Source organism: Akkermansia sp. GGCC_0220 (assembly GCF_017566105.1).
Taxonomy (GTDB): Bacteria; Verrucomicrobiota; Verrucomicrobiia; order Verrucomicrobiales; family Akkermansiaceae; genus Akkermansia; species Akkermansia massiliensis.
On sequence record NZ_JABFCI010000006.1, the window covers coordinates 123,512 to 145,915 of the forward strand.

20 protein-coding genes are annotated in these 22,404 nt (G+C 58.5%); 16 read left to right on the forward strand and 4 right to left on the reverse strand.

The genetic code is table 11. The features are described from left to right. Positions 1-11: 11 nt before the first annotated feature. The 3 genes from HJW02_RS06265 to HJW02_RS06275 all read right to left on the reverse strand — a co-directional run bounded on the left by HJW02_RS06265 (position 12) and on the right by HJW02_RS06275 (position 3,634). Entirely contained in the window at positions 12-743 is a 732-nt protein-coding gene (locus tag HJW02_RS06265; protein ID WP_102722675.1) for an alpha/beta hydrolase, read from the reverse strand. A 92-nt stretch (positions 744-835) separates the two neighbouring features. Then, the gene (locus tag HJW02_RS06270; RefSeq protein WP_102722660.1) at positions 836-1,465 is read right to left on the reverse strand and encodes a DUF805 domain-containing protein; all 630 of its coding nucleotides are present in this window, start codon (positions 1,463-1,465) and stop codon (positions 836-838) included. 9 nt (positions 1,466-1,474) lie between these two features. After that, a complete protein-coding gene (locus tag HJW02_RS06275; RefSeq protein ID WP_102722659.1) occupies positions 1,475-3,634 on the reverse strand; it encodes a sulfatase-like hydrolase/transferase in 2,160 nt (719 codons plus the stop codon). A 387-nt stretch (positions 3,635-4,021) separates the two neighbouring features. Here HJW02_RS06275 and HJW02_RS06280 point away from each other — a divergent pair, with 387 nt between their 5' ends. Then, positions 4,022-4,228 carry a hypothetical protein gene (locus HJW02_RS06280; RefSeq protein WP_102722657.1) on the forward strand — a complete coding sequence of 69 codons (207 nt, stop codon included), beginning with the start codon at positions 4,022-4,024 and terminating at the stop codon, positions 4,226-4,228. Positions 4,229-4,297: 69 nt separating this feature from the next. On the opposite strand, the gene HJW02_RS06285 is transcribed toward HJW02_RS06280, so the two are convergent. Further along, on the reverse strand, positions 4,298-6,112 hold the full coding sequence (locus HJW02_RS06285) for a DEAD/DEAH box helicase (protein WP_102722656.1): 1,815 nt from the start codon (positions 6,110-6,112) through the stop codon (positions 4,298-4,300). Positions 6,113-6,306: 194 nt separating this feature from the next. On the opposite strand from HJW02_RS06285, the gene HJW02_RS06290 reads away from it, so the two are divergent. The 15 genes from HJW02_RS06290 (at position 6,307) to HJW02_RS06360 (ending at position 22,370) form a co-directional block, all read left to right on the forward strand. Next, the gene (locus tag HJW02_RS06290) at positions 6,307-7,110 is read left to right on the forward strand and encodes a VC0807 family protein (RefSeq protein ID WP_102722655.1); all 804 of its coding nucleotides are present in this window, start codon (positions 6,307-6,309) and stop codon (positions 7,108-7,110) included. 11 nt (positions 7,111-7,121) lie between these two features. After that, positions 7,122-8,660, forward strand: coding sequence for a sialate O-acetylesterase (locus tag HJW02_RS06295; RefSeq protein ID WP_102722654.1), 1,539 nt, complete (start codon positions 7,122-7,124; stop codon positions 8,658-8,660). 21 nt (positions 8,661-8,681) lie between these two features. Then, the gene (locus HJW02_RS06300) at positions 8,682-9,659 is read left to right on the forward strand and encodes a GDSL-type esterase/lipase family protein (protein ID WP_102722653.1); all 978 of its coding nucleotides are present in this window, start codon (positions 8,682-8,684) and stop codon (positions 9,657-9,659) included. A gap of 237 nt (positions 9,660-9,896) precedes the next feature. Beyond that, complete coding sequence (locus tag HJW02_RS06305; protein ID WP_022396489.1) at positions 9,897-10,358, forward strand: DoxX family protein; 462 nt, start codon at positions 9,897-9,899, stop codon at positions 10,356-10,358. 103 nt (positions 10,359-10,461) lie between these two features. Beyond that, the gene (purM, locus tag HJW02_RS06310) at positions 10,462-11,463 is read left to right on the forward strand and encodes a phosphoribosylformylglycinamidine cyclo-ligase (RefSeq protein WP_022396488.1); all 1,002 of its coding nucleotides are present in this window, start codon (positions 10,462-10,464) and stop codon (positions 11,461-11,463) included. A 65-nt stretch (positions 11,464-11,528) separates the two neighbouring features. Further along, on the forward strand, positions 11,529-13,448 hold the full coding sequence (locus HJW02_RS06315) for a glutamine amidotransferase (protein ID WP_022396487.1): 1,920 nt from the start codon (positions 11,529-11,531) through the stop codon (positions 13,446-13,448). A gap of 60 nt (positions 13,449-13,508) precedes the next feature. Then, positions 13,509-14,081, forward strand: coding sequence for a sigma-70 family RNA polymerase sigma factor (locus HJW02_RS06320; RefSeq protein WP_179218865.1), 573 nt, complete (start codon positions 13,509-13,511; stop codon positions 14,079-14,081). A 106-nt stretch (positions 14,082-14,187) separates the two neighbouring features. Beyond that, positions 14,188-14,709, forward strand: coding sequence for a hypothetical protein (locus HJW02_RS06325; RefSeq protein ID WP_102722652.1), 522 nt, complete (start codon positions 14,188-14,190; stop codon positions 14,707-14,709). 72 nt (positions 14,710-14,781) lie between these two features. Then, the gene (locus HJW02_RS14090) at positions 14,782-15,591 is read left to right on the forward strand and encodes a PDZ domain-containing protein (protein ID WP_146018208.1); all 810 of its coding nucleotides are present in this window, start codon (positions 14,782-14,784) and stop codon (positions 15,589-15,591) included. Between the two features lie 112 nt (positions 15,592-15,703). Beyond that, entirely contained in the window at positions 15,704-16,072 is a 369-nt protein-coding gene (locus HJW02_RS06335) for a hypothetical protein (protein ID WP_022396483.1), read from the forward strand. A gap of 13 nt (positions 16,073-16,085) precedes the next feature. Beyond that, entirely contained in the window at positions 16,086-16,625 is a 540-nt protein-coding gene (locus HJW02_RS06340; protein ID WP_022396482.1) for a flavoprotein, read from the forward strand. Positions 16,626-16,689: 64 nt separating this feature from the next. Beyond that, positions 16,690-17,274 carry a hypothetical protein gene (locus HJW02_RS06345; RefSeq protein ID WP_022396481.1) on the forward strand — a complete coding sequence of 195 codons (585 nt, stop codon included), beginning with the start codon at positions 16,690-16,692 and terminating at the stop codon, positions 17,272-17,274. A gap of 21 nt (positions 17,275-17,295) precedes the next feature. Then, a complete protein-coding gene (locus HJW02_RS06350; RefSeq protein WP_180971602.1) occupies positions 17,296-18,339 on the forward strand; it encodes a M23 family metallopeptidase in 1,044 nt (347 codons plus the stop codon). 7 nt (positions 18,340-18,346) lie between these two features. Continuing rightward, positions 18,347-21,010 (forward strand): tetratricopeptide repeat protein, encoded by a 2,664-nt coding sequence (locus tag HJW02_RS06355; protein WP_146018209.1) that lies wholly within the window; start codon positions 18,347-18,349, stop codon positions 21,008-21,010. A gap of 16 nt (positions 21,011-21,026) precedes the next feature. Continuing rightward, positions 21,027-22,370 (forward strand): PPK2 family polyphosphate kinase, encoded by a 1,344-nt coding sequence (locus tag HJW02_RS06360; protein ID WP_180971043.1) that lies wholly within the window; start codon positions 21,027-21,029, stop codon positions 22,368-22,370. Positions 22,371-22,404: the final 34 nt, after the last annotated feature.

Genomic DNA, 22,404 nt, shown 5'->3' on the forward strand with positions numbered 1-22,404 from the left:
CAACCCGGACCTCACTTGATAAACTCAAGTACAAACCGATTGACCAGCTCGTGCTGTTTCTCCGTTCCGCCCCCTCCCATGCCGCTATGCGTAACTCCCTCCAGCTTCACCACCCTCATATGAAACTCCTCCTGCTCCTTTATACCGGGCAGCACTCCCTCGTCCGCCTCATAATCACATCCCCTCAAGGTATACAGCCGCGGTTTCCGGATTCTCGGCATCTTCATCCTGCGGTGATCTAGGGAAATGGCCTTATCGGCCAAAAGGGGATGCCTGGCCGCAAAAAGCATGACCATGTCCCCTCCGTTTGAGTGCCCTATGAGAATAAGCTTTCCCCAATCCAATCCCGGTTTCAGCTTCCTGAACTCCTGAATGGCAAACAGGATATTTTCCACTCCCCTTTCCCAATTCGGCATGCGGGCCTCCATCAAATTCCCTTCCATTGCCAGAAGCGGATCCTGGGGCAATTCATGCTGTATGCTGATTACATAATACCCCTTTCCTGCAAGAAAACGGTTCAAATAGGAATATGTCTGGCTGGATTTGACGTTCCTGTTTCCTTCATAGCCATGATTGAAAATGATTACCTTTGTCTCGGAGCTTTCCTTCTCCGGCTGATAAACGGTTACCGGAACCACTCTGCTCCTGCCGCCATCAAAAAGGCCAATGGTGAATTCCGTCTGGGAGAAGCCATGAGCAGCGCTTTGAACCAGAATAATCAGTATAACAAAAAACCTGTTCATTTTCAATGCCGCAATCATGCAGAAATTCCCCTAACCGGACGTTCCATCCCGGCCTGTTCTCCTTCAATGCGTCCAGCTTCCGGCTTCATTCTTCAACTCCAGGGCGGATCACCGTACTTGTTCTCTCCCGGCAGGCTCTCCCCATAACACAAATACATCAACAGCAGCCAGCCCACTACGGGCACGGCCAGCCATATCAGGAAAAGGCCGCTTTTCCCCACATCATGCAGGCGCCGCACCATCGTAGCCGCCAGGGGGAGAAACAACACGGGAAGCACCACGTAAGCCAGGGGAAAAAGCAGCTCCAACAGGGGGGACACGGAAAAAAAACCGCTTTTCATGATGAACGGAACCCCTGCCACGACCAGCCACGCGATGCCCATGGTGGAATAAACCTCGCGCATCTCCTGTTTTCCGGCACGTCCTTCAAAACTGCACCATCCCTTAATGATGCGCGTCCAATACTTCTTCCGCGTCCAGGCGGGAATGGCGGGCTCTCCCCCGGTTTCGGGCTCCGGCACGGCTGATTCCTCCATATCGGCATCCATGACGGTCATGGAGGGAATGAAGGAAGACAGCGGCTGCCAGCCCCCGTCGGGAAGCTTCCTCACCAGGGTACGGTTGGACAGCCGCCCATGGTTGCGGGCTTGAATCAGAAGCACCAGGGAGATGGGTCCCTTGGAGGAACCGTCAATCGCCTGGTACTCGTAAAGGTCGCTCATCGGAGGTTCTTATTCGGCCCCGCCGTCATGGCTGAACGCGGACGCGGGAATCTCCTGCTTGGACAAGCCGGGGCCTTCCCACTTCAAGACCAGCTTGGAGGCGGGACCGGCATTGCCCACATAGCCGATGCGGATGGGATGCAACCCGGCCTTTAAATAAACGGGATTCTTCCGGTCGCCCAAATCGGAGGAAACTTCGGAGCCCGGTTCGTAAGTCTTATCCGCGTCAATCAACTCCATGCCGTGCAGGCGGACAAAGGCCTTGCTCCCCTTGTTCGCGTCCGTGGACAGGTAAAACGTATACTCCCCGTCAGCGGGCACCTTCACAAACCCCGTCAATTCCACCCCGCGCTTCCGGGGACCGTTCATCTTGACGGACGGCGACGGAGCCACGCCGTGCGCGGCAGCCTGCTTCTTGAGCTGACGGAAATCCGGAACCCAGGGAAACTCCCCTTCATAGAGGGACCACTTCAAGCCGGGGGAGGCAGCCCCTTTTGTCTCCACTGCCGGGACCAGCGCCGTATCAAACACCGTCTTGGAAGGAAGGGAGGCACGCCGATTGGACAGGGCAGCGGCCTTCATGCGGGCCTGAAGCTCCGGCTTGGAGGAAGCAAGGTCCTTGCTTTCCTGCGGATCATTCAGGGTATCGAAAATCATGAAATCCTTGTCCGCGTCCTTCACCCCCATGCGCAGGCCTTTCAGGCCGTCCACAAAGACGATCTGCTGCTGGCCCCGTTCCGCTCCCTTGTGTTCGCCCAGGAAATCCTTGTAGCCGGGCGTCTTGCCGCCGACGTTATATTCGGAATAAATAATGCCGGGCTTCTGCTGGTCCGCATGGCCTGTCAGCGTCGGCAGCAGGGAAACGCCGTCGCTGCGGGCGGGAACCGGCACTCCGGCGGCATCCGCCAGCGTAGCCAGCCAGTCATGGAACTGTCCGGGCTGGAGGCTGATCTGGCCCTTGGGAATGCGGGCGGGCCAGCGTACCAGCGTGGGAACGCGCATTCCGCCTTCCCAGCAGTCGCGCTTGATGCCGTCCATCATGCCGTAACTCTTGAAAAACTGCGGATTCTGCGCCCCATGCCTATGCTTGGGGTCGGCGCCGCCTTCATTGTGGGGGCCATTGTCGGAGGTAAAGACAATCATCGTATCGTTGTCGATCTTCAAATCCTTCAGCAGATGAATCAAATCCGCCACGGCATCATCCACGCGGCGGATCATCGTGGAATGCCGTTTGGCCACCTCATTCGGGAAGCGGGCATTGTCCGGATAAATGTACGTGTCCTTGTCTTTTTCCGCCTTGGCGTCAAAAGCCGTATTTACGGATTCCGTGCCGTTCTTCTTCACCCACTGCAGGCCGCCTTTCAAACCGCCGCCGGAAGGATAGGGCGTTCCGGGAACCACCAGGTTGCCGTGAGGGGCCGGAAAAGCCAGGTACAGGAAAAACGGCTTGCCGGTCTTGCGGGCGGACTTGCGCTGGTCCACAATCCATTGCTTGGCGCGGGCGGCAAACAAATCCGTGGAATAGGCGGTCTGGGGAACCTTGTCCTTGATATTCTTCCATTCGGGATTGGAGGCGTAACCGTTGTACTCGAAAATGTCGCGGGACTCGGAAGGATAATGGAAATGCCCGGCCAGATGGTCCAGGATGCCGTAAAAATAATTGAAGCCGCGCTGGTGGGGACCGCCCGTCACCGGACCATGGCTTTCGCCGCCGCCGCCCACGCCCCACTTGCCGATGGCGGCGGTATCATAACCGGCGTCACGCATCACGGTGCCCAGCGTATGGGAATCTTCAATGGGATGGTCAAAGCGGTTGTTCCTCACCACGCGGGAATTCCCCTGGTGCACCCCCAGCAGCAGGGAGGCGCGCGCCGGAGCGCAGACCGGAGCGGCGGAATAATGCCGGCGCAGTTGAATTCCCTCCCGGGCCAGCGCGGACAAAGCCGGGGTCTTGAACTCGTTCTTCCTGTCCACCGTCCGCCCGTTCAGCTTCTGCTGGCTCCAGTTGGAATCCAGATCGCCCCAGCCCATATCGTCTACCAGAATAAAAATAACATTGGGTTTTGAATTCTTGACGGCCCGGGCGGCGGGCTTCGCAGCCTGCCCGGAAGCGCTCATGCACGGAACCAGGGCAGTCAGAAGAACGGATAGGAAAGATACCAGCTTCATGATTCAGATGAAAATAGACTCTAGGGGAAACGTTAAAACAGAGCGCGATCTTACATGAATTCTCCCATCTCTCAAGATAATTAAACGGAAAGGGAATTGATGATTGCTGTATCAGGCCTATAGTGAAAAAACTATGAAACTGCCCCATACTCTATTGATTGCATCCGCCCTTCTGCTTCCCTCCGGTACGCTCTGCGGGCTGGACGTGTGAATGGCTGACCTGGAAAAAGCCGCCGCACAAGCCGAAAAAGAGAATAAGGACCTGTTCATCGTTTACAGGGGGGGCGCCTGGAATCCGGAGGCATACGGCGTGCCGGAACGGCAGCTCTTCCAAATCTGCATGGCAGGGCGCCATTTAAAAAAAGGGAACTGTCTGCCGGACTGGAAATGCTGAAATCCGCCAGGGGCATGGCTCCATGGAGCAAACACGCCAACAAGGCCCACACCGATTTCCTGCGCATCCCAGGCAACCGGGATACGCTGCATAGGCTGTGGAAGCAGTACAAAAACGGCGCCGAGGAGGCGGGGACCGCCTACCGGAAAGGCATCCTCCTGAATCCGGACCCCGTGCCCATGGAACTGAAACTCCAGTAAAGCAGCCGCTCCCGTGGAAAAAACCGTTTCCGGAAGGACGCAAGTAACGTGTCCGGAACCGCGGAAGCGTCAGAACCGCTTCTTCCTGTCGTCCCTGCGGGGGCGGTCGCCCCAGCGTTCACCACGGTCACTGCGGAAGCCTCCGCGGTTTCCCCTGAATCCGCCGCGGTCGCTCCGGTCCCGGTCTCCGCGGTAGCCGCCGCGGAAACCTCCGCTGCGGCGGGGCGGACGCGGCCCGTCGGAATATTCCGGCGTGCCCTTGTCCTCGCGGACGTTGACCTCATACCCGCAGACGGTGGCCGTAGCCAGGGCGTCCAGGAGCTGGGGAGCTACGGAAGCGTCCACCTCAATCAGGGAATGCTTGGGGAAAATCCGGATATCGCCCACGGCGCCCTTCTCCATTTCCACCGTATTGTAAAACAATCCGGCGATGTCCTTGGGCCGCAGGCCGATCATCTTGCCGCCGTTCATGAACAGCGTGACCGTATCCCCCTTGTGCTGCCAGGAATCTCCCTTTTGCGGGCTCTCCGCCTCTTCTCCGGGCTGGGATACATGGCGCGTCCTGCGGGCGGGCTTGTCCTCCGGAATGGGCTGTACTTCCCGGTGCGTGCGCTCCCGGAGCAAATCAAACAGGGCGGCGGCCATGGCTTCCGGAGCGGCTTCCACTTCCTTCAATTCCTCCGGCAGAACGGCATCCGGCTTGAGGCGTTCCAGAATGTCATCCACCAGGGATTCCGTCCGGAGCTGGTCCACCTGAACGGCGGTCAGCACGGGTTCCGGAGTCAGCTTGACGCCGATGAAGCGTTCAATGCGGCTCATCAGGGAAAAATCACGGCGCCCCATAAAAGTGATGGCCTTCCCCTTGCGCCCGGCGCGCGCCGTGCGGCCGATGCGGTGCACGTAATCCTCCGGATCACGCGGCAGTTCAAAATTCACCACGGCATCCACATCGTCCACATCCAGGCCGCGGGCGGCAATATCCGTAGCCACCAGCAGACGCAGGCTCCCCTTGCGGAAGGAATCCATCACGCGCTCCCGCATGATCTGGGGCATGTCCCCGTGGAGGCGGTCCACGGGATAACCCCGGGCCGTCAGGCCGTCCACGATGTCGTCCACCACTTTCTTGGTATTGGCAAAAACCAGGCCCATCTTGATCTTCCCTGTGTCCAGCAGGCGGCTGAGCACCTCAATCCGGGAAGAAAACACCACCTCATAATAAGACTGTTCAATGGTGGGCACCGTCAGCGTGGGCCGCTCAATGGTGATCTGGACGGGGTCCTTCATGAACCGGTTCACCAGCCGGTTGATTTCCGGAGACATGGTGGCGGAGAAAAACAGGGTCTGCTTCGTTTCCGGCATGAACTCCGCAATACGTTCAATATCTTCCAAAAAGCCCATGTCCAGCATCTCGTCCGCTTCATCCAGAATCAGCATGCGGAGATTGTCCAGCTTCAGCGCACCGGACTCCATCAGGTCCATGACGCGGCCGGGCGTTCCCACCACGAACTGGACCCCGCGCCGCAGGGCGTCCAATTGCGGGCGGAAGGAGGAACCGCCATAAATGGGAACGGCGGAAACGCCGTCCATGAACAGGGCCAGCTTGTCCACCTCCCGGCAAATCTGGACGGCCAGTTCCCGCGTGGGGCAAAGGGCCAGCACCTGGACATTCCGCTCCTCGGGATCAATGCACTCCAGGGCCGGAATGGCAAAGGCAAGCGTCTTTCCGGAACCCGTATGGGACAGCCCCACGATATCGGACCCTCCGATCGCAGCGGGAATCGCCTGCTCCTGAATGGCGGAAGGAGTATCGAAGCCGAGCACTTCAATGGCTTCCAGAATCTCCGGCGAAATGCCAAGCGTCGAAAAAGAAGATGTTTGAGTCATGGGGGAAAAATGATCTGTCAGAGTCACGGGAGAAGCTGAACATTATTCACACCTGTGTCCAGCCAAAAGAACGGAAGATGCCGTCAGATGCCACGATTTTCGCGGGGGCGCCTGCGGAGGAAAAAACCGCCTCCCCCCGCTTCTGGTCTTTACATTCACACACGGGGTTGCAACTTGCGGGGACGCATCTGCGTATGATACAAGTACCTGCCTCCGAATTCATGGATAAAACGCAAAACAACTCACGTTCCTCCCTGCTGGGAATTTTCATCAACATCCTGCTCCCGGTATTGATTCTGGACTACTGCAGCGCGGGCCCCGCCAATCCCCTGGAACGTCCGGCAGGGGAAAGCTTCTGGCACATCGGCCCGGTATGGGCGCTCGTTTTCGCCCTTTCCCTTCCCCTGGTCTATGGAATCCGTTCCCTGGTCGTCACCAGGAAATTTGACCTGATGTCCGGCGTAGGCATGGCCGGCGTGCTGCTGACGGGCGTCATCAGCATCTTCGTCATCGGGCCGGAGGGGCGCATCCACAGCGCCACTCCCTGGCTGTTTGCCGGAAAGGAGGCCCTGATTCCCCTCATCCTGGCGGCGGCGGTCGTCGTCTCCCGCTCCACCGGCTCCCCCCTTCTCAACATGTTCATTTACACGCCGGAGCTGTTTGACGTGCGCAGGATAGAACAGGCGGTGGCCGCCAACGGCGAGGAACAGGCCTACCAGCGCCTGCTGGCAAACTCGTCCTGGATTCTGGCGGGCACGCTGGTTGCCTCCTCCATCGGCAACTTCTTCCTGAGCCTCTCTTTCATGTCCTCCGTCATGCGCCAGCCTGAGGCGGAACAGCAGGTGGCCTACAACGTGGCCATCGGCAGCATCACCTGGTGGGGCTTCCTGATCATCGGGGTGCCCATCCTGGTCGCCCTCGTCTTCATCATGACGCGCCTGATCAAACGGCTCGGACGGCTGACCGGCCTCACACGGGACGAACTCCTTCTCAAATAACCTGTTAAATCATGCATCTCCATACTCCATGCATCCTGGCTGCCGCCATCGCCCTGAATGCGGCTTGGGCGGCCGCTCCCCAATTCGACCGGGTATTCGGTTCCCACATGGTCCTTCCCCACGGGAAAAACGTGCCCGTCTCCGGCACGGCTGATCCCAACAAGGAAGTAACCGTCACCTTCGGAAGCTCCTCCCTGAAAACAAAGGCGGATTCCAAGGGAAAATGGAGCGTCACCCTGCCCCCCATGAAACCCAGCGCAGAGGGACAAACGCTGACGGCCACCCAGAACGGAGACTCTTCCAAGCTGGACGACGTGCTGGTGGGAGAAGTGTGGCTGGCCTCCGGGCAGTCCAACATGCTGTTCCGCCTGAACCAGACCTCCACGGCCAAGGAAGACATAGCCGCCTCCGCGGACGAGCAGCTCCGCTTGTTCAACAACGTCCCACAGGCCCACACGAACAACGCCCCCTATTCCGACAAGGATTTTGACGCCGTCACTACGGACAAATTCTATAAGGGGCAGTGGGCCGTCAGTTCCCCCGCCGCCTCGGGCCCGATGGCGGCCGTCGGCTACTACTTCGGCAAAAAACTCCGTGAAGGGCTCGGCATTCCGGTAGGCATCATCCATTCCTCCCTGGGCGGCTCGGAAATAGCGGCGTGGATTCCCCGGCAGGTCATCAATGCCAACAACAGCTTCCGCACCCTGCGCGGCAACCACTGGCTGGACTCCCCCCTCATCTCCGACTGGGTAAGGGGACGCGCCAGAAAAAACATCTCCCCGCGTCTGGACCAAGGGTCTCCGGACCATCCCTACAAACCGGCGTTCCTTTATGAATCCGGCATCGCGTGGATGACAGCCCTCCCCATCACGGGCGTCATCTGGTACCAGGGCGAATCCGACGCTGAAATCATTGACAACGAACAGAACGGCATGCTGCTGAAAACCATGATCTCCTCCTGGAGGAAAGCCTTCCGCAATCCGGAAATGCCCTTCGTCATGATTCAGCTCCCCCGCATCAACGATCCGTCAAAAATCCGTGCCGGCTGGCCGGAATTCCGGGAAATGCAGGACACGGTAGCCAAAACCGTCCCGCAGGTCTACAGCATCAACACCATTGACCTGGGTTCCACCAACGCCGATGTCCACCCCCCCTTCAAGCGTCCCGTGGGAGAACGCGCGGGGAACACGGCACTCAACAAGGTTTATGGCAAAAAGGTTCCCTGTGAAGGCCCCTCCTTCAAAGCCTTCAAACCCTCCGGCAGCGCCCTTCTGATCCAACTGGAACACGCCAAAGACCTGACCACGACGGACGGCAAGGAACCGGCCCAGTTTGAAATTGCCGGGGCGGACGGCGCTTACCATCCCGCCACGGCGGAAATCACGAACAGGAAAGGCAGCACCGCTGTCATCCGCCTCACCTCCCCGGAGGTCAAATCCCCCAAACACGCACGGTACTGCTGGAACCGCTTCGTGACCCCCAACCTGGTCAACGACGACCAGCTCCCCGCCCGCCCCTTCCGCACGGATGCGCCCACTCCTAAAAAATAACCCTTCTCACTCCACCATACCATGAACCTTCATCTTCTCTTCGCTTCCCTGGCCGCGGCCCTTTCCCTGGGCACCGCGGCACAGGCCGTCCCCACCAAAGTAGCCTGCGTGGGGGACAGCATCACCTTCGGCTCCGGCCTCAAACCCGGAGATGCCCGGTATCCGCAGGTGCTCGGCACGCTGATGGGTCCGGACTTTGACGTCCGGGGATTCGGCAACCCCGGAAAAACGGCGGGCGACTATCCGGGCCAAGTGGGCCGCTGGTACGGCAGCACCAAGGAACACAAGCAATCCCTGGAATTCAAGGCGGACGTTTACATCTGCAACCTGGGCATCAACGATACGGGCCGCTGGTGGGACCCCAAGCTGTTCGCCAAGGGTTATGACGACTTGTTCAATGCCTGGAAATCCGCCAATCCCAAGGCCAGATTCTTCGCCTGGGGCCTGCTGGGTCCGGACTACCGCGGCCCGCTCAACAAAAAGGCGTTCCCCGGCAACTGCTATCCGGACGTGCGCAAATACGCAGGCTCAGACAACGGCTCCGCGGCCAACCGTCCGGAAGCGGAAAAACTGATCGCCTCCGTGGCGCGCAAGCACAAGGTCGGCCTCTTTGACGCGCTGCACCCCCTTTCCGATCATCCGGAATGGTATGTGGACGGCCTGCACCCCACGGAGCCGGGCGCGCGGCGCATTGCTGAAATCACCTTCGCCAAGCTGGCAAAAAGCATGAAGCTCAAGCAGCCCGCCCCCAAGCTGGAACCTGGCACCGGCAACGTGATTATCAACAATCCCGGAGACTCCGGCATCCTGCTGGACGGCTGGAAGCTGACGGACGGCTCCAATACGCTCGTCTTTGAAAACGCCACCGTCATCCACCCCAAAGACAGGCTTATCATCACCATAGGCGCGGAAACTCAAAAGGACCCGACCAAGCCCCTGGAAATCAAATCCGCCAAATCCCCCTCCGCCTTCCGCCTGATTCCCGCAAAAAAGCATTGAACACCCCTTGAAAAACCTATTGAAGAGGCTGTCTGCCAGCCTCTTCAATAAGAAACATTATCTCCTTCTCCACCCGCGCGCGCGGCAGTATCTGCTGGCAGGCCGGAAACTGCGGAAAGTGCCCGGCTTCTCCTCAAACGGAACGTCCGCGCAGCAGGCCGCTTCCTCCTGGTTCCGGATATTTCATTTCATCCTATTTTATTTGAGCATTTCTGCCGCACGAACGGTCTACAGTGCATGGAACAGAATAAATGCAAATCATCCGCGTGCTGCCTGCTGGGCTCTTTCTCCACCAACACCAGCATGGACTTCGGCGTCCTATTGCTGCGCCTGGGCGTAGGCGCGATGATGCTTGTGCACGGCATCCCCAAGCTGGGAATGCTCATCAGCGGAAACTGGGCGGCTTTCCAGGACCCGCTGGGAATCGGCAACTTCCTGTCCCTGCTGCTGTGCGTAGGCGCGGAATTCGGATGTTCCATCCTCATCTTCCTGGGGCTCTTCACCCGCCTGGCCTCCCTTCTCCTGATCATCAACATGTGCGTGGCTCTCTTCCTCGTCCTGGGCCTCTCCGGCTGGGGCGCACAGGAGCTCGCCGCCATCTATCTGCTGATTTACCTGACCCTCTTCTACACGGGACCGGGCAAATTCTCGCTGGATGCCTGGTGGCTCTGGCGCGACTGCAAGATAGAAGTGGAATAAAAAGGCTTCCTCCTGCGCGGCCTATGGCAAAAATACTTCTTTTTTCACTCGCCGCGGCAGGAGCCTTCCTTTAGGATGCTGGCACACCCAGTCCATCCGTTCAATGTCCGGCAAACTAACCTACAAGCAATCGGGGGTCGATACCAAAGAAGCAGCCGCTTTCGTATCCGACATCAGCTCTCACGTTAAAAGAACGCAAAAGCAGAGATCCCTGCACCAGGCCTTCGGTCTTTTTGCCGCCGCCTATGACCTGAGCTCCTACAAGGAACCGGTCATCGTCACCGGATGCGACGGCGTAGGCACCAAGACGGAAATCCTTTTCGAACTGGACATGGTGGAAACCGCCGGCAAGGACCTGGTGGCCATGAACGTCAACGACATCCTTACCACGGGCGGAGACCCTCTTCTTTTCCTGGACTACCTGGGCATCTCCAATCTGGAACAGGAACGTACCCGCATCACCCGCCTGGTGGCCGGCATGTGCGACTATCTGGAATCCTGCAACTGCATCCTGGCCGGCGGAGAAACGGCGGAAATGCCCGGCGTGGTTCCGGAATCCATCGTGGAACTCTCCGGCTTCTGCATCGGATGCTGTGAAAAAAGCAAGCTGATCGACCCCAAGACCGTTCGCCCCGGAGACGTATTCATCGGCTACAAATCCGACAGCTTCCATGCCAACGGCTGGAGCCTCATCCGCCGCATTCTGGAGGAAAACCCGGACGTGGTTGATGAAGAGGAACTCCGTTCCCTGCTGCAGCCCACCCGCCTGTACCATGACGTGGTGGCGGACATGCGCCGCTTCAATGTCATCCCGAAGGCATACGCCCACATCACGGGGGGCGGCCTTCCGGAAAACCTGGAACGCTTCCTGGGCGACTACGGCGCGGACCTCACCATTCCCTGCTGGGACAACACCGCAGCCCAGAAAATCCTGAAGCATGTGGACCCGCAGGACCGCTTCAACACCTTTAACATGGGCATCGGCTGGGTAGCCATCGTGAAGCCGGAGGACGTGGAAGCCGCGCTGAAGGCAGGCCCCGGCGGCACGGTCATCGGCACGTTGAGAGAAGGCCGCGGCATTCATGTCAAGGTACAGGGCGAATAGAGAAGGCACCATCTCCTTGCAGCGGATACACCACACTTACAGGACAATCTTTTCATCACAATCCCATGAGCGATTTTCTTAAACACGAGTGCGGCGTAGCCGCCATTCGTCTGCTTAAGCCTCTCTCTTATTTTCAGGATAAATACGGCTCCACCCTCTGGGCGTTCAACAAGCTGCTCATCCTGATGGAAAAGCAGTACAACCGCGGCCAGGATGGAGCGGGCATCGGCTGCGTGAAACTGAACATGCCCCTCGGCCAGCCCTACCTGTTCCGCACCCGGGACGCCAGCAAGGACGCCCTCACCACCATCTTCAACGGGCAAATCAAGAAGCTTAACAAAAAAGTCCGCCGCGGCCAGGTCAACCTGAAAGACGCTGAAGACATTAAAAACAACTTTGACTACGGCGGGGAAATCCTGATGGGGCACCTCCGCTACGGCACCTCCGGCCTCTTTGACGAAGGCTCCTGCCATCCCTACCTGCGCCGCACCAACTGGCCGACGCGCACCCTGATGGTGCTGGGCAACTTCAACATGACCAACACGCCGGAACTGAACCAGCGCATGATTGAGCGCGGCCAGCATCCCGTCTTCGGCACGGACACGCAGACCGTCCTTGAAGAAATCGGCTACCATCTGGATGAAGCCCATACGGACCTTTACCGCGCCCTGCGGGACAGCGGCATGCCCGGCCCGGAAATCCCCCATGCCATCTCCTCCCGGCTCAACATCCAGGAAATCATTCACAACTCAGCCAGGCAGTGGGACGGCGGCTACGCCATCATGGGCGCCATCGGCAACGGGGACTACTTCTGCCTGCGGGACCCGCACGGCATCCGCCCCTGCCACTACCTGATTACGGATGAATTCATTGCCGTGGCCTCTGAACGCGTCCCGCTGATGACCGTCTTTGAAGTGGAAAGCGAACAGGTGCAGGAACTGCCGCCGGCCAACATGCTTTCCATCAAGGCGGACGGCACGCACGTCATCACGGAATTCACCACGCCCCTGAAACCCACGCCGTGTTCCTTTGAAAAGATATACTTCTCCCGCGGGAACGACCCCATCGTGTACCGGGAACGCAAGGCCCTGGGCGCGGCGCTGACCCCGCAGATCGTGGACTCCCTGGAAGACCGCTTTGACAAATCTGCCATCACCTACATTCCCAACACGGCGGAAACCGCCTACTACGGCCTGCTGGAAGGCCTGCGCGTCTACCGCCGCAAGCGCGTGCACGCCCAGCTACTGGAAGCCCTGAGAAACGGGACCCTGGATGAAAACATGCTGGACAGCGCCATCCTGAAACGGTGGCCGCGCGGTGAAAAAATCGCCCACAAGGACATCAAGATGCGCACCTTCATCACGCAGGAAAAGAGCCGCGCGCAGCTTGTCTCCCATGTATATGACCTCACCTACGGGGCCGTGGGACCGGAAGACGTGCTCGTCGCCATTGACGACTCCATCGTCCGCGGCACCACGCTGAGAAGGTCCATCCTCCGCATCCTGGGCCGCACCAATCCGCGGAAAATCGTCGTCGCCTCCACCGCTCCGCAAATCCGGTATCCGGACTGCTACGGCATTGACATGTCCGAACTGGGGAACTTCATCGCCTTCCAGGCGGCAGTCTCCCTGATCAAGCAGCACGGGCAGGCCCGGTTGCTGGAAGAAGTATACAAGGCATGCAAGGAGGAACTGACCAAGCCCAGGGAAGAACGGCGCAACTGCGTCAAGGCCATTTACGAAGGCTTGACGGACGCTGAAATCTCCCGTGAAATCACCCGCCTGGTCACTCCGCACGACGCCCCGTGCCCCGTGGAAGTCATCTTCCAGACCATCGAAAACCTGCACGAATCCATAGAAGGCCCCTGCGGCGACTGGTATTTCACCGGAGACTACCCGACTCCGGGCGGATATACCACAGTTAATGTGGCATACATGCGCTGGTTTGAGGGTAAAGGGGGGCGTGCATACGATTTGCCCTTGTAGCGGGTCCCTATTTTTGGGTATTCTGCTGCTAATATGTCGGGACCCATTGCATATACGACCTTGGAAGACACTGAACTGGTCGCCAGGGCGCGGGAGGGAGATTCGCGAGCTTTTGACGAACTTGTCATTCGCCACAGCCGCAAGCTCCATGCCACCCTGTACCAGATGACGGACAACTACGACGATGCCTATGACATCGCCCAGGAAGCGTTCTCCAAAGCCTACCGGGCCTTGCGCTACTTCAACGGACAAAGCGCCTTTTATACATGGCTGCACTCCATTGCCGTCAACCATGCCAGAAACTTCCTGAAAAAACGCAACCGCAGGATGACCTACAGCCTGGACGACGACGAGTACGGCGACCATACGGAAAAGGACATGAACATGGCTGACGAAACGGACGGAGCGGACCCTGAACGACGCACCCATCTGAACGAACTTCAGCTCAAGATTAATGAAGCATTGAAAAAACTATCCACCAAGCACAGGGAAGTCGTTGTGCTTCATGATGTAAAAGGACTCAACCACACGGAAATATCCGCCCTTCTGGGCATCTCTGAAGGAACGCTCAGATCACGTCTGCATTATGCCCACAAGGAGCTGCAAGGCCTGCTGGCGGAATATCTGAGTTAACGGTGGAAAAAATATTGAACATCGGTTCCCTCCGCCCTGTCAAACGCATAGTCCCAGATTCGGGACTAAAACACCCTAACCTTTATTACACTTAACATCAACGACGATGGATAAACAATCCACAGAACATAACGAGGAAACTCTGGTTGCCATGCTGGCATCTTTCCGTAAGGAAGCTTGTTACCATGACAACTTTGAAGAAGATTTCCTCCGCAATTTTCATCTTAGAAAGGAAACCGATCCGGCTACCCACTCTGCTTGGAAATTGTTACTCGAACGCCTGGACAACTATCTGCAGAACTTTCGTGGCTGGCAGTGGGTCTATGCTTCCATGTCCATCGTGACATTGGCTGCGGTAGGCGTTATTATCGCATCCGGGAACATGGATGATCCTTCCGACTCTTACGCATCCTCCACCAAGGATAAGGAAGAGATTCTCCTGAAGGAAAAAGCGGTTCCCGTAAGTAAGGAAACTATTGAACAACCCTCAACCGAAGTCGCCCCTGCGGAAAAACCCGAATTCACCACGGGAGCGCCTTCATATGAAACATCGGCCAACGACAATCAGCTGAAAACTGATTCCAATACCGATAAAAAACCGGTATCCCGAGTTCTCATCGAGATGTAACAATCCATGATGAACCTGGCTCCGATATTGGCGGGCATAGCCGTTGCAGGCTTGATTTATCAAGCGGCGGCCGTGCCTGCCCCTTTTAAGGTAGAAGCCATTCCCCACCAGGCGGAAGGAGAGCCGTACACGGCCATGGCGGCGCAGATCGGAAAAGACATGCTCGCCTCCCTGATTCCCTACCGGGTCTTTAAAAACGGCGGTGTGACCTACTACCTTGGGGACAAGGACACCCCTCCCCTTCAGGTATGGGCCCAGGAAAAGCTCACGGGCCTGACGATTTTCAAGGTGGACGCTGCCCGCATACACGACGGGCAGGCGGTTGTGACGCCCTCCGGCCTTCTCAAGCGCGGCGACAAGCTGGCCTTTGCCAGCAGCCGGAATGAAACCACCCTGGGAATTTACGTGGGCATGGAGCACTCCATAGGAGACACCAGCTTCCCGCTGCGTCTTGTCCGCGCCCAATTCCCCAAACTGGCTGCGCCGCCCATCGGCCAGCCGTGCTATGACGCTGAAAACCGTCTGGTCGGCATCGTGCTGGGAGTTTCCCGCAAGGGAACCTGCCACCTGCTGCCCGCCCAGGCCATCTCCTTCCTGGCAGCCCATCCGGAAGCCAAGAGGGTGCGCCTGGGATGCCTGCTGGATATCAACGCCTCCACTCCCGTCCTTGAAGGCCTCATTAACGGAGGCCCTCTCGCGCGGGGAGGCATCCAGACAGGAGACATCCTCATCAGCATCAACGGCACGACCATTAACAACTACGGGGACATGCTGGATGCCACCTATTACCTCACGGGGGAAAAGCCTCTGACCGTTGAAGTCATTCGCGGCACCCAGGTGGTAAAAAGCAGGGGCATCATCCCCACGCAGGACTCCCGTTAATCAGGAACCCCGGCTCCCAAGGGAATGCCGGGGTTCGGAACGGTCCTTCTCAAAATCGGCCCGTGCCTTGTTTCAGGCTTGAACTAACCCGCCGGCGCACTTAAAAAAGGGCGTGCTTCAAATCGTCTTCAATAAAATCAGCGCTGCGGAAGTATCCAGCATCCCCACCCTGGAACAACTGGACCTGCTCGGGGACTTCCAGGTCTCTGAATCCACCCTCCAAACCCTTGATGACGCCCGCTTCGGCAAGATGGAAAAGGATGGCAAAATTCTTTACCGCTACGTAGCCAGGGACTACCGCATCTACTTTGAAGTCATTGAAGGCAAGGTGGTCGTCCATCGCGTTCTGCACGCCAACAGCCTGAACGACTTTCTGTTCCGCACCAACATCTCCCCGACCGCAGGGGAAGATGAAATCCTGAGCCAGTCCAAACACTTCTGGAAACTCATTGACGAAGGCAAAAAAGCCTCCAAAGCCTGACCCCTCCCCACCCATGGCCTGCATCATTCTGGGCATCACCGGCTCCATTGCCGCGTACAAGGCGGCGGACATCGCTTCCGCCCTCGTCAAAAGCGGGCATGAGGTGCACTGCGTCTGCACGGCCAAGGCCCTGGAATTCGTTACAGCCCTCACCCTGCACACGATCTCCCGCAATCCCGTCTTTTCCTCCTTTGAGGATGAAAAGGCGGACTGGGTTCCCCCGCACATCCAACTGGCCCAGCGGGCGGATCTTCTGCTCGTGGCCCCCGCCACGGCCAACACCATGGCCAACTTCGCCCACGGCTTCGCCCCGGACATGCTCAGCTCCCTCTATCTGGCCTGCCAGGCCCCGGTGCTCATCTGTCCGGCCATGAACGTCCACATGTGGGAACACACGGCCACGCAGCAAAATGCGGCCGTCCTGAAACAAAGAAAGGGCCACTGCATTCTGGGGCCCTGTGAATCCGGCGTGCTGGCCTGCGGAGCGGAAGGAGCGGGAAAACTGATGCCTGTGGACCTGATTGTTCAAAAAACGCTCTCCCTCCTGCCGTAACGGCGGCATAAAATTACTCCATGCCTGTTTATTGGTTTGCCCAGGGAGAACTAAATCTTTTATCATGGACATTATGAAAATGCTCCTGTTCTTCCTTGGCTCCCTCATGCTCTGCTCCTGCGGCCCGGACAAGTATCCCGTCAGCTTCCACATGGAGACGGGAGCGACGGACAGCAAAAAATTCGCCTTTGAGCGGGACGGGCATTACTACAGCAAGGCTCCCTTCATTTCCCAGAAGGACATTGAATCCTACTACTCCTTCCCGGCAGAGGACAATACCTACGGCATTGTAGTCAATGTCAGAAAAGGCCTGGACAGCCGGGTGGAAGGAGTAACCGCCGCCAACCTCGGCAAGCAGATACTGCCGGTCGTCAACGGTCATGCCATGCAGCCTCTGCGCCTTTACAACAAACCCGTTACCTCCGGCAAACTGGCCGTCATGGGCGGCTTCTCCCCGGCGGACCTTGCCGCCATGGCGGAATTCATTCCTCCGGCGGACCCCAAGAGGGAAGAGCCCATCAACAAGCTGGCCGCCGTCACCAAGCCCCTTCTTCCCATCAAGGACCCCACCCAGGAAAAGAAGGAAGCCAAGGAGCCCGAAGAACATAAGGACCGCACCGTGGTCAGCACCCGCCGGGGGCGGATCTGATCCAGCACCCCTTGTATGAGCATGCACGGCAAGTTCTTCCCTTCCCTGATCGGCATCCTCTTGTTCTTCTGGAGCATGCCATTCCTGATGGCGGATATTGTCGTGCGCTTCCCCACGGAAAACACGGCCCTGCTGGACAACCGTCCGCAGGACTTCTACATGTACGTGGACCGGAACTTTGAAGGGAAGAAATCCCAGCCCTGGGAGGCGGGAGCCTACGGCTTTACCCGGACCCTCGTCAGAACCCAGGCAGGCCCCGTAGCCGTCAAATTCCATGAAGGAATCGATATCAAGCCGCTCAGGCGCGACGCCTCCGGCACTCCGCTGGACGACGTGCATCCCGTAGCCGGAGGCACCGTGGTCCACGCTTCCGCCAACCCCACCCACAGCAACTACGGCCGCTATGTGGTCATCGAACACCAATTGGCGGACGGCCCGCTTTACAGCCTGTACGCCCATCTGGCTTCCGTCTCCTGCAAGGAGGGGGACCGGGTAGGCACCGGAAACGTCATCGGAAAACTGGGCTACTCCGGAGTGGGCCTGAACAAAACACGCGCCCATGTGCATCTGGAACTTTGCCTCAAGCTCCAGGACGACTTTGAAAACTGGTATTCCAGCCTGAAACTGGGTACCCCCAACCGCCATGGCGCCTACAACGGCCTGAACCTGGCCGGTTTTGACCCGGCTCCCGCCCTCATGCAGTGCAAGGACGGCGCGGAATTCTCCCTCTCCCGCCATATCTCCTCCCTGCCCGTTCAGTACGTCGTACGCGCTCCATCTACCGGAAGCCTGCCCAATCTTGTCAAACGCTACCCCTTCCTGCTGAAACCGGGACCGGCCAATCCCAAGTCCTGGGAAATCAGCTTTACGGGAACGGGAGTTCCCGTTTCCGTGACTCCCTCCGACCAGCCCTGCACGGAACCCTCCGTCATCCGGGCTGTTCCCCATCCCTTCTCCCAACTGTACAGGACCTGCAACCGCGTTTCCGGCTCCAGCAAGGATCCGAAGCTGACCGCCTCCGGCAAACGCTACATCCGGCTCATCTTCATGGGGCCTGAATCATAATCCTACGATGATGCACACCTTCTTCAGTCCCCGTTTTTCCCTTGCCGTTCTTACGTCCTGCGCGGCTTTTCTGCTCACCATGGGGGGCACTCCCCCTGCAGCCGCGGCAACACCTCCTCCGGAGGCTCCCCTCTCGCAGGACAGGCAGGCCCTCCTGAAAAATAAAAAATACCAGCAGGGTCTGAAAGCCCTGGAAGACCGCCTGCCCCTGGAAGCCAGCAAGCATTTTCAGGAATGCCTGAACTCCAAAAATCTTCCGGAATCCCAGAAAGCCATCATCCGCCCCTTCCTGGCGGAAGCCCTGATCCGCGCCAGAAAAACGGAAGAAGGACTGACTGCCTGGGAACAACTTCCGGACTCCTCCATGAAATCATACTGGATGGCGGCTGGTCTCTTTAACAAAGGCTCCTTTACCAGGGCCCTGGAAAAACTCTCCTCCATTCCTGAAACGGACCCGCTCTCCCTCTACGGCTTCCAGCTGAAAGCCCAGCTCGCGCGCCAGCTTCAGGACCGGCAGCTTTTACTGGACGCCCTCACCAGGCTGGGGCAGGCGGAATCCCCCGCCATCTCCCGGACCGCGCACGTCCTTCTGGCGGACGTTCTGGTGAACCTGGGGCGCTATGCGGAGGCCGCCGCCATTCTTGAACAATTCAAGACGGGAATGGACGACGGCACGGCCAGGGACCTGCCCATGCGCTCTTATGCCGAACTCGTGGAAGGCAAACTGGCCGACAAACAGGGGAACCTGGACCAGGCCATAAAAATCTTCGCCGCCGTCATGGACAACAAGGCCTATCCGGGGAAAATCCGGGATCTGGGCCGTCTGGCCCTCGCCAGGGCGGAAATCGTCCGGGAGAAAAACAACCCGGAACAGGCGGAAGAGGAAACGCGCGCCCAGCCTCAGGAAGAGGAAGCCCCACACACTGCCGGAACGGCGGAAGAACGCCTGCTGGCGTTCATTGGCGGCAAATCGGAATCCTCCCTGCTGATGGACGCCTTCAACATCCTGCTGGAGGAGGACATCTTCCGCACCAATCCCCAGGCGCTGGAAAAACTCACCGGCTGGGTGAATGCCAGGGATGCGGGCCGCCAGCCGGCAGCCATGTATGCCATGGGAAGCCTGCTTCTGGCAAAGGACGACCTGGCGGGAGCTGTCAAAATGGCGGAGGACGGCCTCTCCAAATATCCTCAGAGCCTTCCCGTCCAGACCCTTTCCCTGAATACCATCACCACTCTGCTGGACAAAAACCGCGTGGAAGACGCGGAACGCCTTATCTCCAAATATCCCGGAACGTCCCCCGGCCTCGTCTTCCAGCAGGGAGCCCTGGCCTTCCGCAAGGGAGACTACCCTCTGGCGCAGAGCCTCTTCCGGGAAGCAGCCCGGCGCGCCTCTGAAAAAACGGCGGAAAGCGCCCTGTTCAATGAAAATCTGGCTGCGCTGAACGCCAATGACGCCGCTGGAGCCGCCGCCCTGGTCAAGGAAGCCGCCGGCTCTGCCCAGCTCCGGGAACACATCCTCTTTGAACAGGCCCATTACGCCGCCAAAAGAATGAACCCCCAGGCTCCCGAACTGCTGGCGTCCTTCGTGGCACTGGCGACAGACCCGGCCCTGAAAACCCAGGCCCGGCTGGACCAGGCGGAAGTGGCCCTGAACCTCAACCCGCCGGACCTTGAAACCGTGCAGGCCATTCTTCCGCCGCTGGAAAAAGAACAGCTGACTCCGGAACAGACCATGCAGCTTGCGCGGCTGAACATCCTGGAGGCGGAAAGCCGGCAGGAATGGCCCAGCGCCATCCAAGCCTGCCGCCAGGCCATCGCCCTGGATTCGGAAGGCAAACAGGCGGACATGCTCTATCTCAAGCTGGGGGAACTCCTGTACAAGAACGGGGATTTCCATGAAGCGCAGCTTGTCCTCCAGCCCTTCCCCTCCAAATACCCTGGCAGCCCCCTCCAGGCGGCGGCCCTCTTCCTGGCCGGAAAAGCCGCCCAGCAAAGCAACACCGGCAATACGCTGAAAGCCGCCCTGAACATCTTCAAAACCCTGGGCGCGGGGGACACCCCCTTTGCGCAGCCCGCCAGGATAGAAGAAGCCTCCGTCCTGCTGCGCATGGGAGAAGCGGACCAATGCATCGCCGCTCTGGAAAACCTGCTTTCCTCCCCCCTTCCGCGCTACATGCGCCTGCTGGCCCTCTCCATCCAGGCGGACGCCTGGGTGACGAAGGAAGACACCCATTCGGACACCCTCCGCAAGGCCATCAACCTGTGCACGGAAATTCTGGACACCCCCAACCTGGGCCTGGCCTGGAAATTCAAGGCCCTCACCCAGCGGGCCCAATTCTACGAACGGATGAACGACCAGAAAAAGGCGCTGGATGACTACGCCTCCATCCTGGCCCATACGCCCAGCGGCAGTTCCGCCAACAAGCGCCGGGACTGGCACTGGTTCTACAATGCCGGTTTCGCCTCCATCCGCCTGCTGGGCCAGCTCCAGGACTGGGACGGCGCCCTGGCTCTGGCTAAAAAACTGGCGCAGACCTCCGGTCCCAGAGCCAGGGAAGCGGCGGCCTACGCGCGCCGCATCCAGCTGGAACACTTCATCTGGCAGGATGAACCGGAAAATGCCGCTCCGGAAACCGGAAAGCCGGAAACGCCGGCTCAAACCGCCAGTTAAGCCGCCCCCTCCCGTCATGGACACTCCATCTACAGCCAAAAACTGGAGACTCAACGCAGCAGCCGTCATCATGGACGCCGACGGCTACGTGCTGCTGGGCAAGGACAACGGCCGCAACCCGTACTGGCACTTCCCGCAGGGGGGCGTCATTAAAAATGAAAGCATTGAACGGGCGCTCGCGCGGGAGGTATGGGAGGAAGTGGGCCTGCGTCCCACGGAATACACCATTGTCAGCCGCCTCCCCGGCCTGCGGTACAAATACCCCTCCGGCAACCGCAAAGTCACGCGCTGGATAGGCCAGGAGCAAACCTACTTCCTGGTGCGCTGCAAGGCCAGGCGCCCCAAGACGGACCTGCACCGCAGCCCTGAATTCTCAAAAACGAAATGGATACCCCTCCAGGACCTCAAGCTGGAGATGTTCCCCAAATTCAAAAGGAAAGTCATCAAGGACGCCCTTCAGCAATTCTTCGGGCCGGATTTTCCGGCCAAACCCGCCGCCATGAAAACCTCTTCCACCTCCTCTCCCGCTTCTTCAACGTTAACTTCGCATACAATGAACCGTTACCTGGTGCCTCCGGGCAAAAAACTGCGTTTAAAGGATTACTCTCCGGATGACAAATCTCTCTTCTCCGGAACCAAGGAAGAATCCCTGGTTGAATTCGACAAGCTGAGGGAAGAACTGCAGGAACTGCAGAAAAAACTCTTCGCCCAGCACAAGCACAGGGTTCTCGTCATTCTGCAGGCCATGGACGCAGGCGGCAAGGACGGATGCGTCAAGCACGTCTTTTCCCGGGTGGACCCGCAGGGGCTGCACGTGGTTCCCTTTAAAAAACCTACTATTGAAGAACTGGACCACGACTTCCTGTGGCGCGTACACAAGGAAGTGCCCGCCAAGGGGCAGATCGCCATCTTCAACCGTTCCCATTACGAGGACATCATCGCCGTCCGCGTGAAAAAAATCTTCCCGGACCCCGTCTGGAAGCGACGTTACAAGCACGTTCTGGATTTTGAATCCATGCTTGCGGAAGAAGGCACCGTCATCATCAAGCTGTTCCTGAATATTTCCAAGGCGGAACAGAAAAGACGGCTGGAATCCAGGCTCCAGGATCCGGACAAACTTTGGAAGTTCTGCATGGACGACCTGGATGACCGGAACCGCTGGGACGAATTCCAGACGGCCTATCAGGATCTCATTGAAAAAACGTCCACTCCGGATGCTCCCTGGTACATCATTCCGGCAGACCGGAAATGGTACAGGAACCTCGTCGTCGCCCGCCTGATGGTGGAAAAACTGCGCCATCTCCAGCTCACGTTCCCCACTCCCAACTTCGATCCGGCGTCCATTATCATTCCAGATTGATAAACTCTGTCATACCGATAACTAGTTTGTGCAT

Excerpts from the sequence above, each read along its gene's own strand:
- HJW02_RS06265 (WP_102722675.1), bottom strand. The coding sequence starts at position 743 with ATGAACAGGTTTTTTGTTATACTGATTATTCTGGTTCAAAGCGCTGCT.
- HJW02_RS06270 (WP_102722660.1), bottom strand. The coding sequence starts at position 1,465 with ATGAGCGACCTTTACGAGTACCAGGCGATTGACGGTTCCTCCAAGGGA.
- HJW02_RS06275 (WP_102722659.1), bottom strand. The coding sequence starts at position 3,634 with ATGAAGCTGGTATCTTTCCTATCCGTTCTTCTGACTGCCCTGGTTCCG.
- HJW02_RS06280 (WP_102722657.1), top strand. The coding sequence starts at position 4,022 with ATGCTGAAATCCGCCAGGGGCATGGCTCCATGGAGCAAACACGCCAAC.
- HJW02_RS06285 (WP_102722656.1), bottom strand. The coding sequence starts at position 6,112 with ATGACTCAAACATCTTCTTTTTCGACGCTTGGCATTTCGCCGGAGATT.
- HJW02_RS06290 (WP_102722655.1), top strand. The coding sequence starts at position 6,307 with ATGATACAAGTACCTGCCTCCGAATTCATGGATAAAACGCAAAACAAC.
- HJW02_RS06295 (WP_102722654.1), top strand. The coding sequence starts at position 7,122 with ATGCATCTCCATACTCCATGCATCCTGGCTGCCGCCATCGCCCTGAAT.
- HJW02_RS06300 (WP_102722653.1), top strand. The coding sequence starts at position 8,682 with ATGAACCTTCATCTTCTCTTCGCTTCCCTGGCCGCGGCCCTTTCCCTG.
- HJW02_RS06305 (WP_022396489.1), top strand. The coding sequence starts at position 9,897 with ATGGAACAGAATAAATGCAAATCATCCGCGTGCTGCCTGCTGGGCTCT.
- purM (WP_022396488.1), top strand. The coding sequence starts at position 10,462 with ATGTCCGGCAAACTAACCTACAAGCAATCGGGGGTCGATACCAAAGAA.
- HJW02_RS06315 (WP_022396487.1), top strand. The coding sequence starts at position 11,529 with ATGAGCGATTTTCTTAAACACGAGTGCGGCGTAGCCGCCATTCGTCTG.
- HJW02_RS06325 (WP_102722652.1), top strand. The coding sequence starts at position 14,188 with ATGGATAAACAATCCACAGAACATAACGAGGAAACTCTGGTTGCCATG.
- HJW02_RS06340 (WP_022396482.1), top strand. The coding sequence starts at position 16,086 with ATGGCCTGCATCATTCTGGGCATCACCGGCTCCATTGCCGCGTACAAG.
- HJW02_RS06345 (WP_022396481.1), top strand. The coding sequence starts at position 16,690 with ATGGACATTATGAAAATGCTCCTGTTCTTCCTTGGCTCCCTCATGCTC.
- HJW02_RS06350 (WP_180971602.1), top strand. The coding sequence starts at position 17,296 with ATGCACGGCAAGTTCTTCCCTTCCCTGATCGGCATCCTCTTGTTCTTC.
- HJW02_RS06355 (WP_146018209.1), top strand. The coding sequence starts at position 18,347 with ATGATGCACACCTTCTTCAGTCCCCGTTTTTCCCTTGCCGTTCTTACG.
- HJW02_RS06360 (WP_180971043.1), top strand. The coding sequence starts at position 21,027 with ATGGACACTCCATCTACAGCCAAAAACTGGAGACTCAACGCAGCAGCC.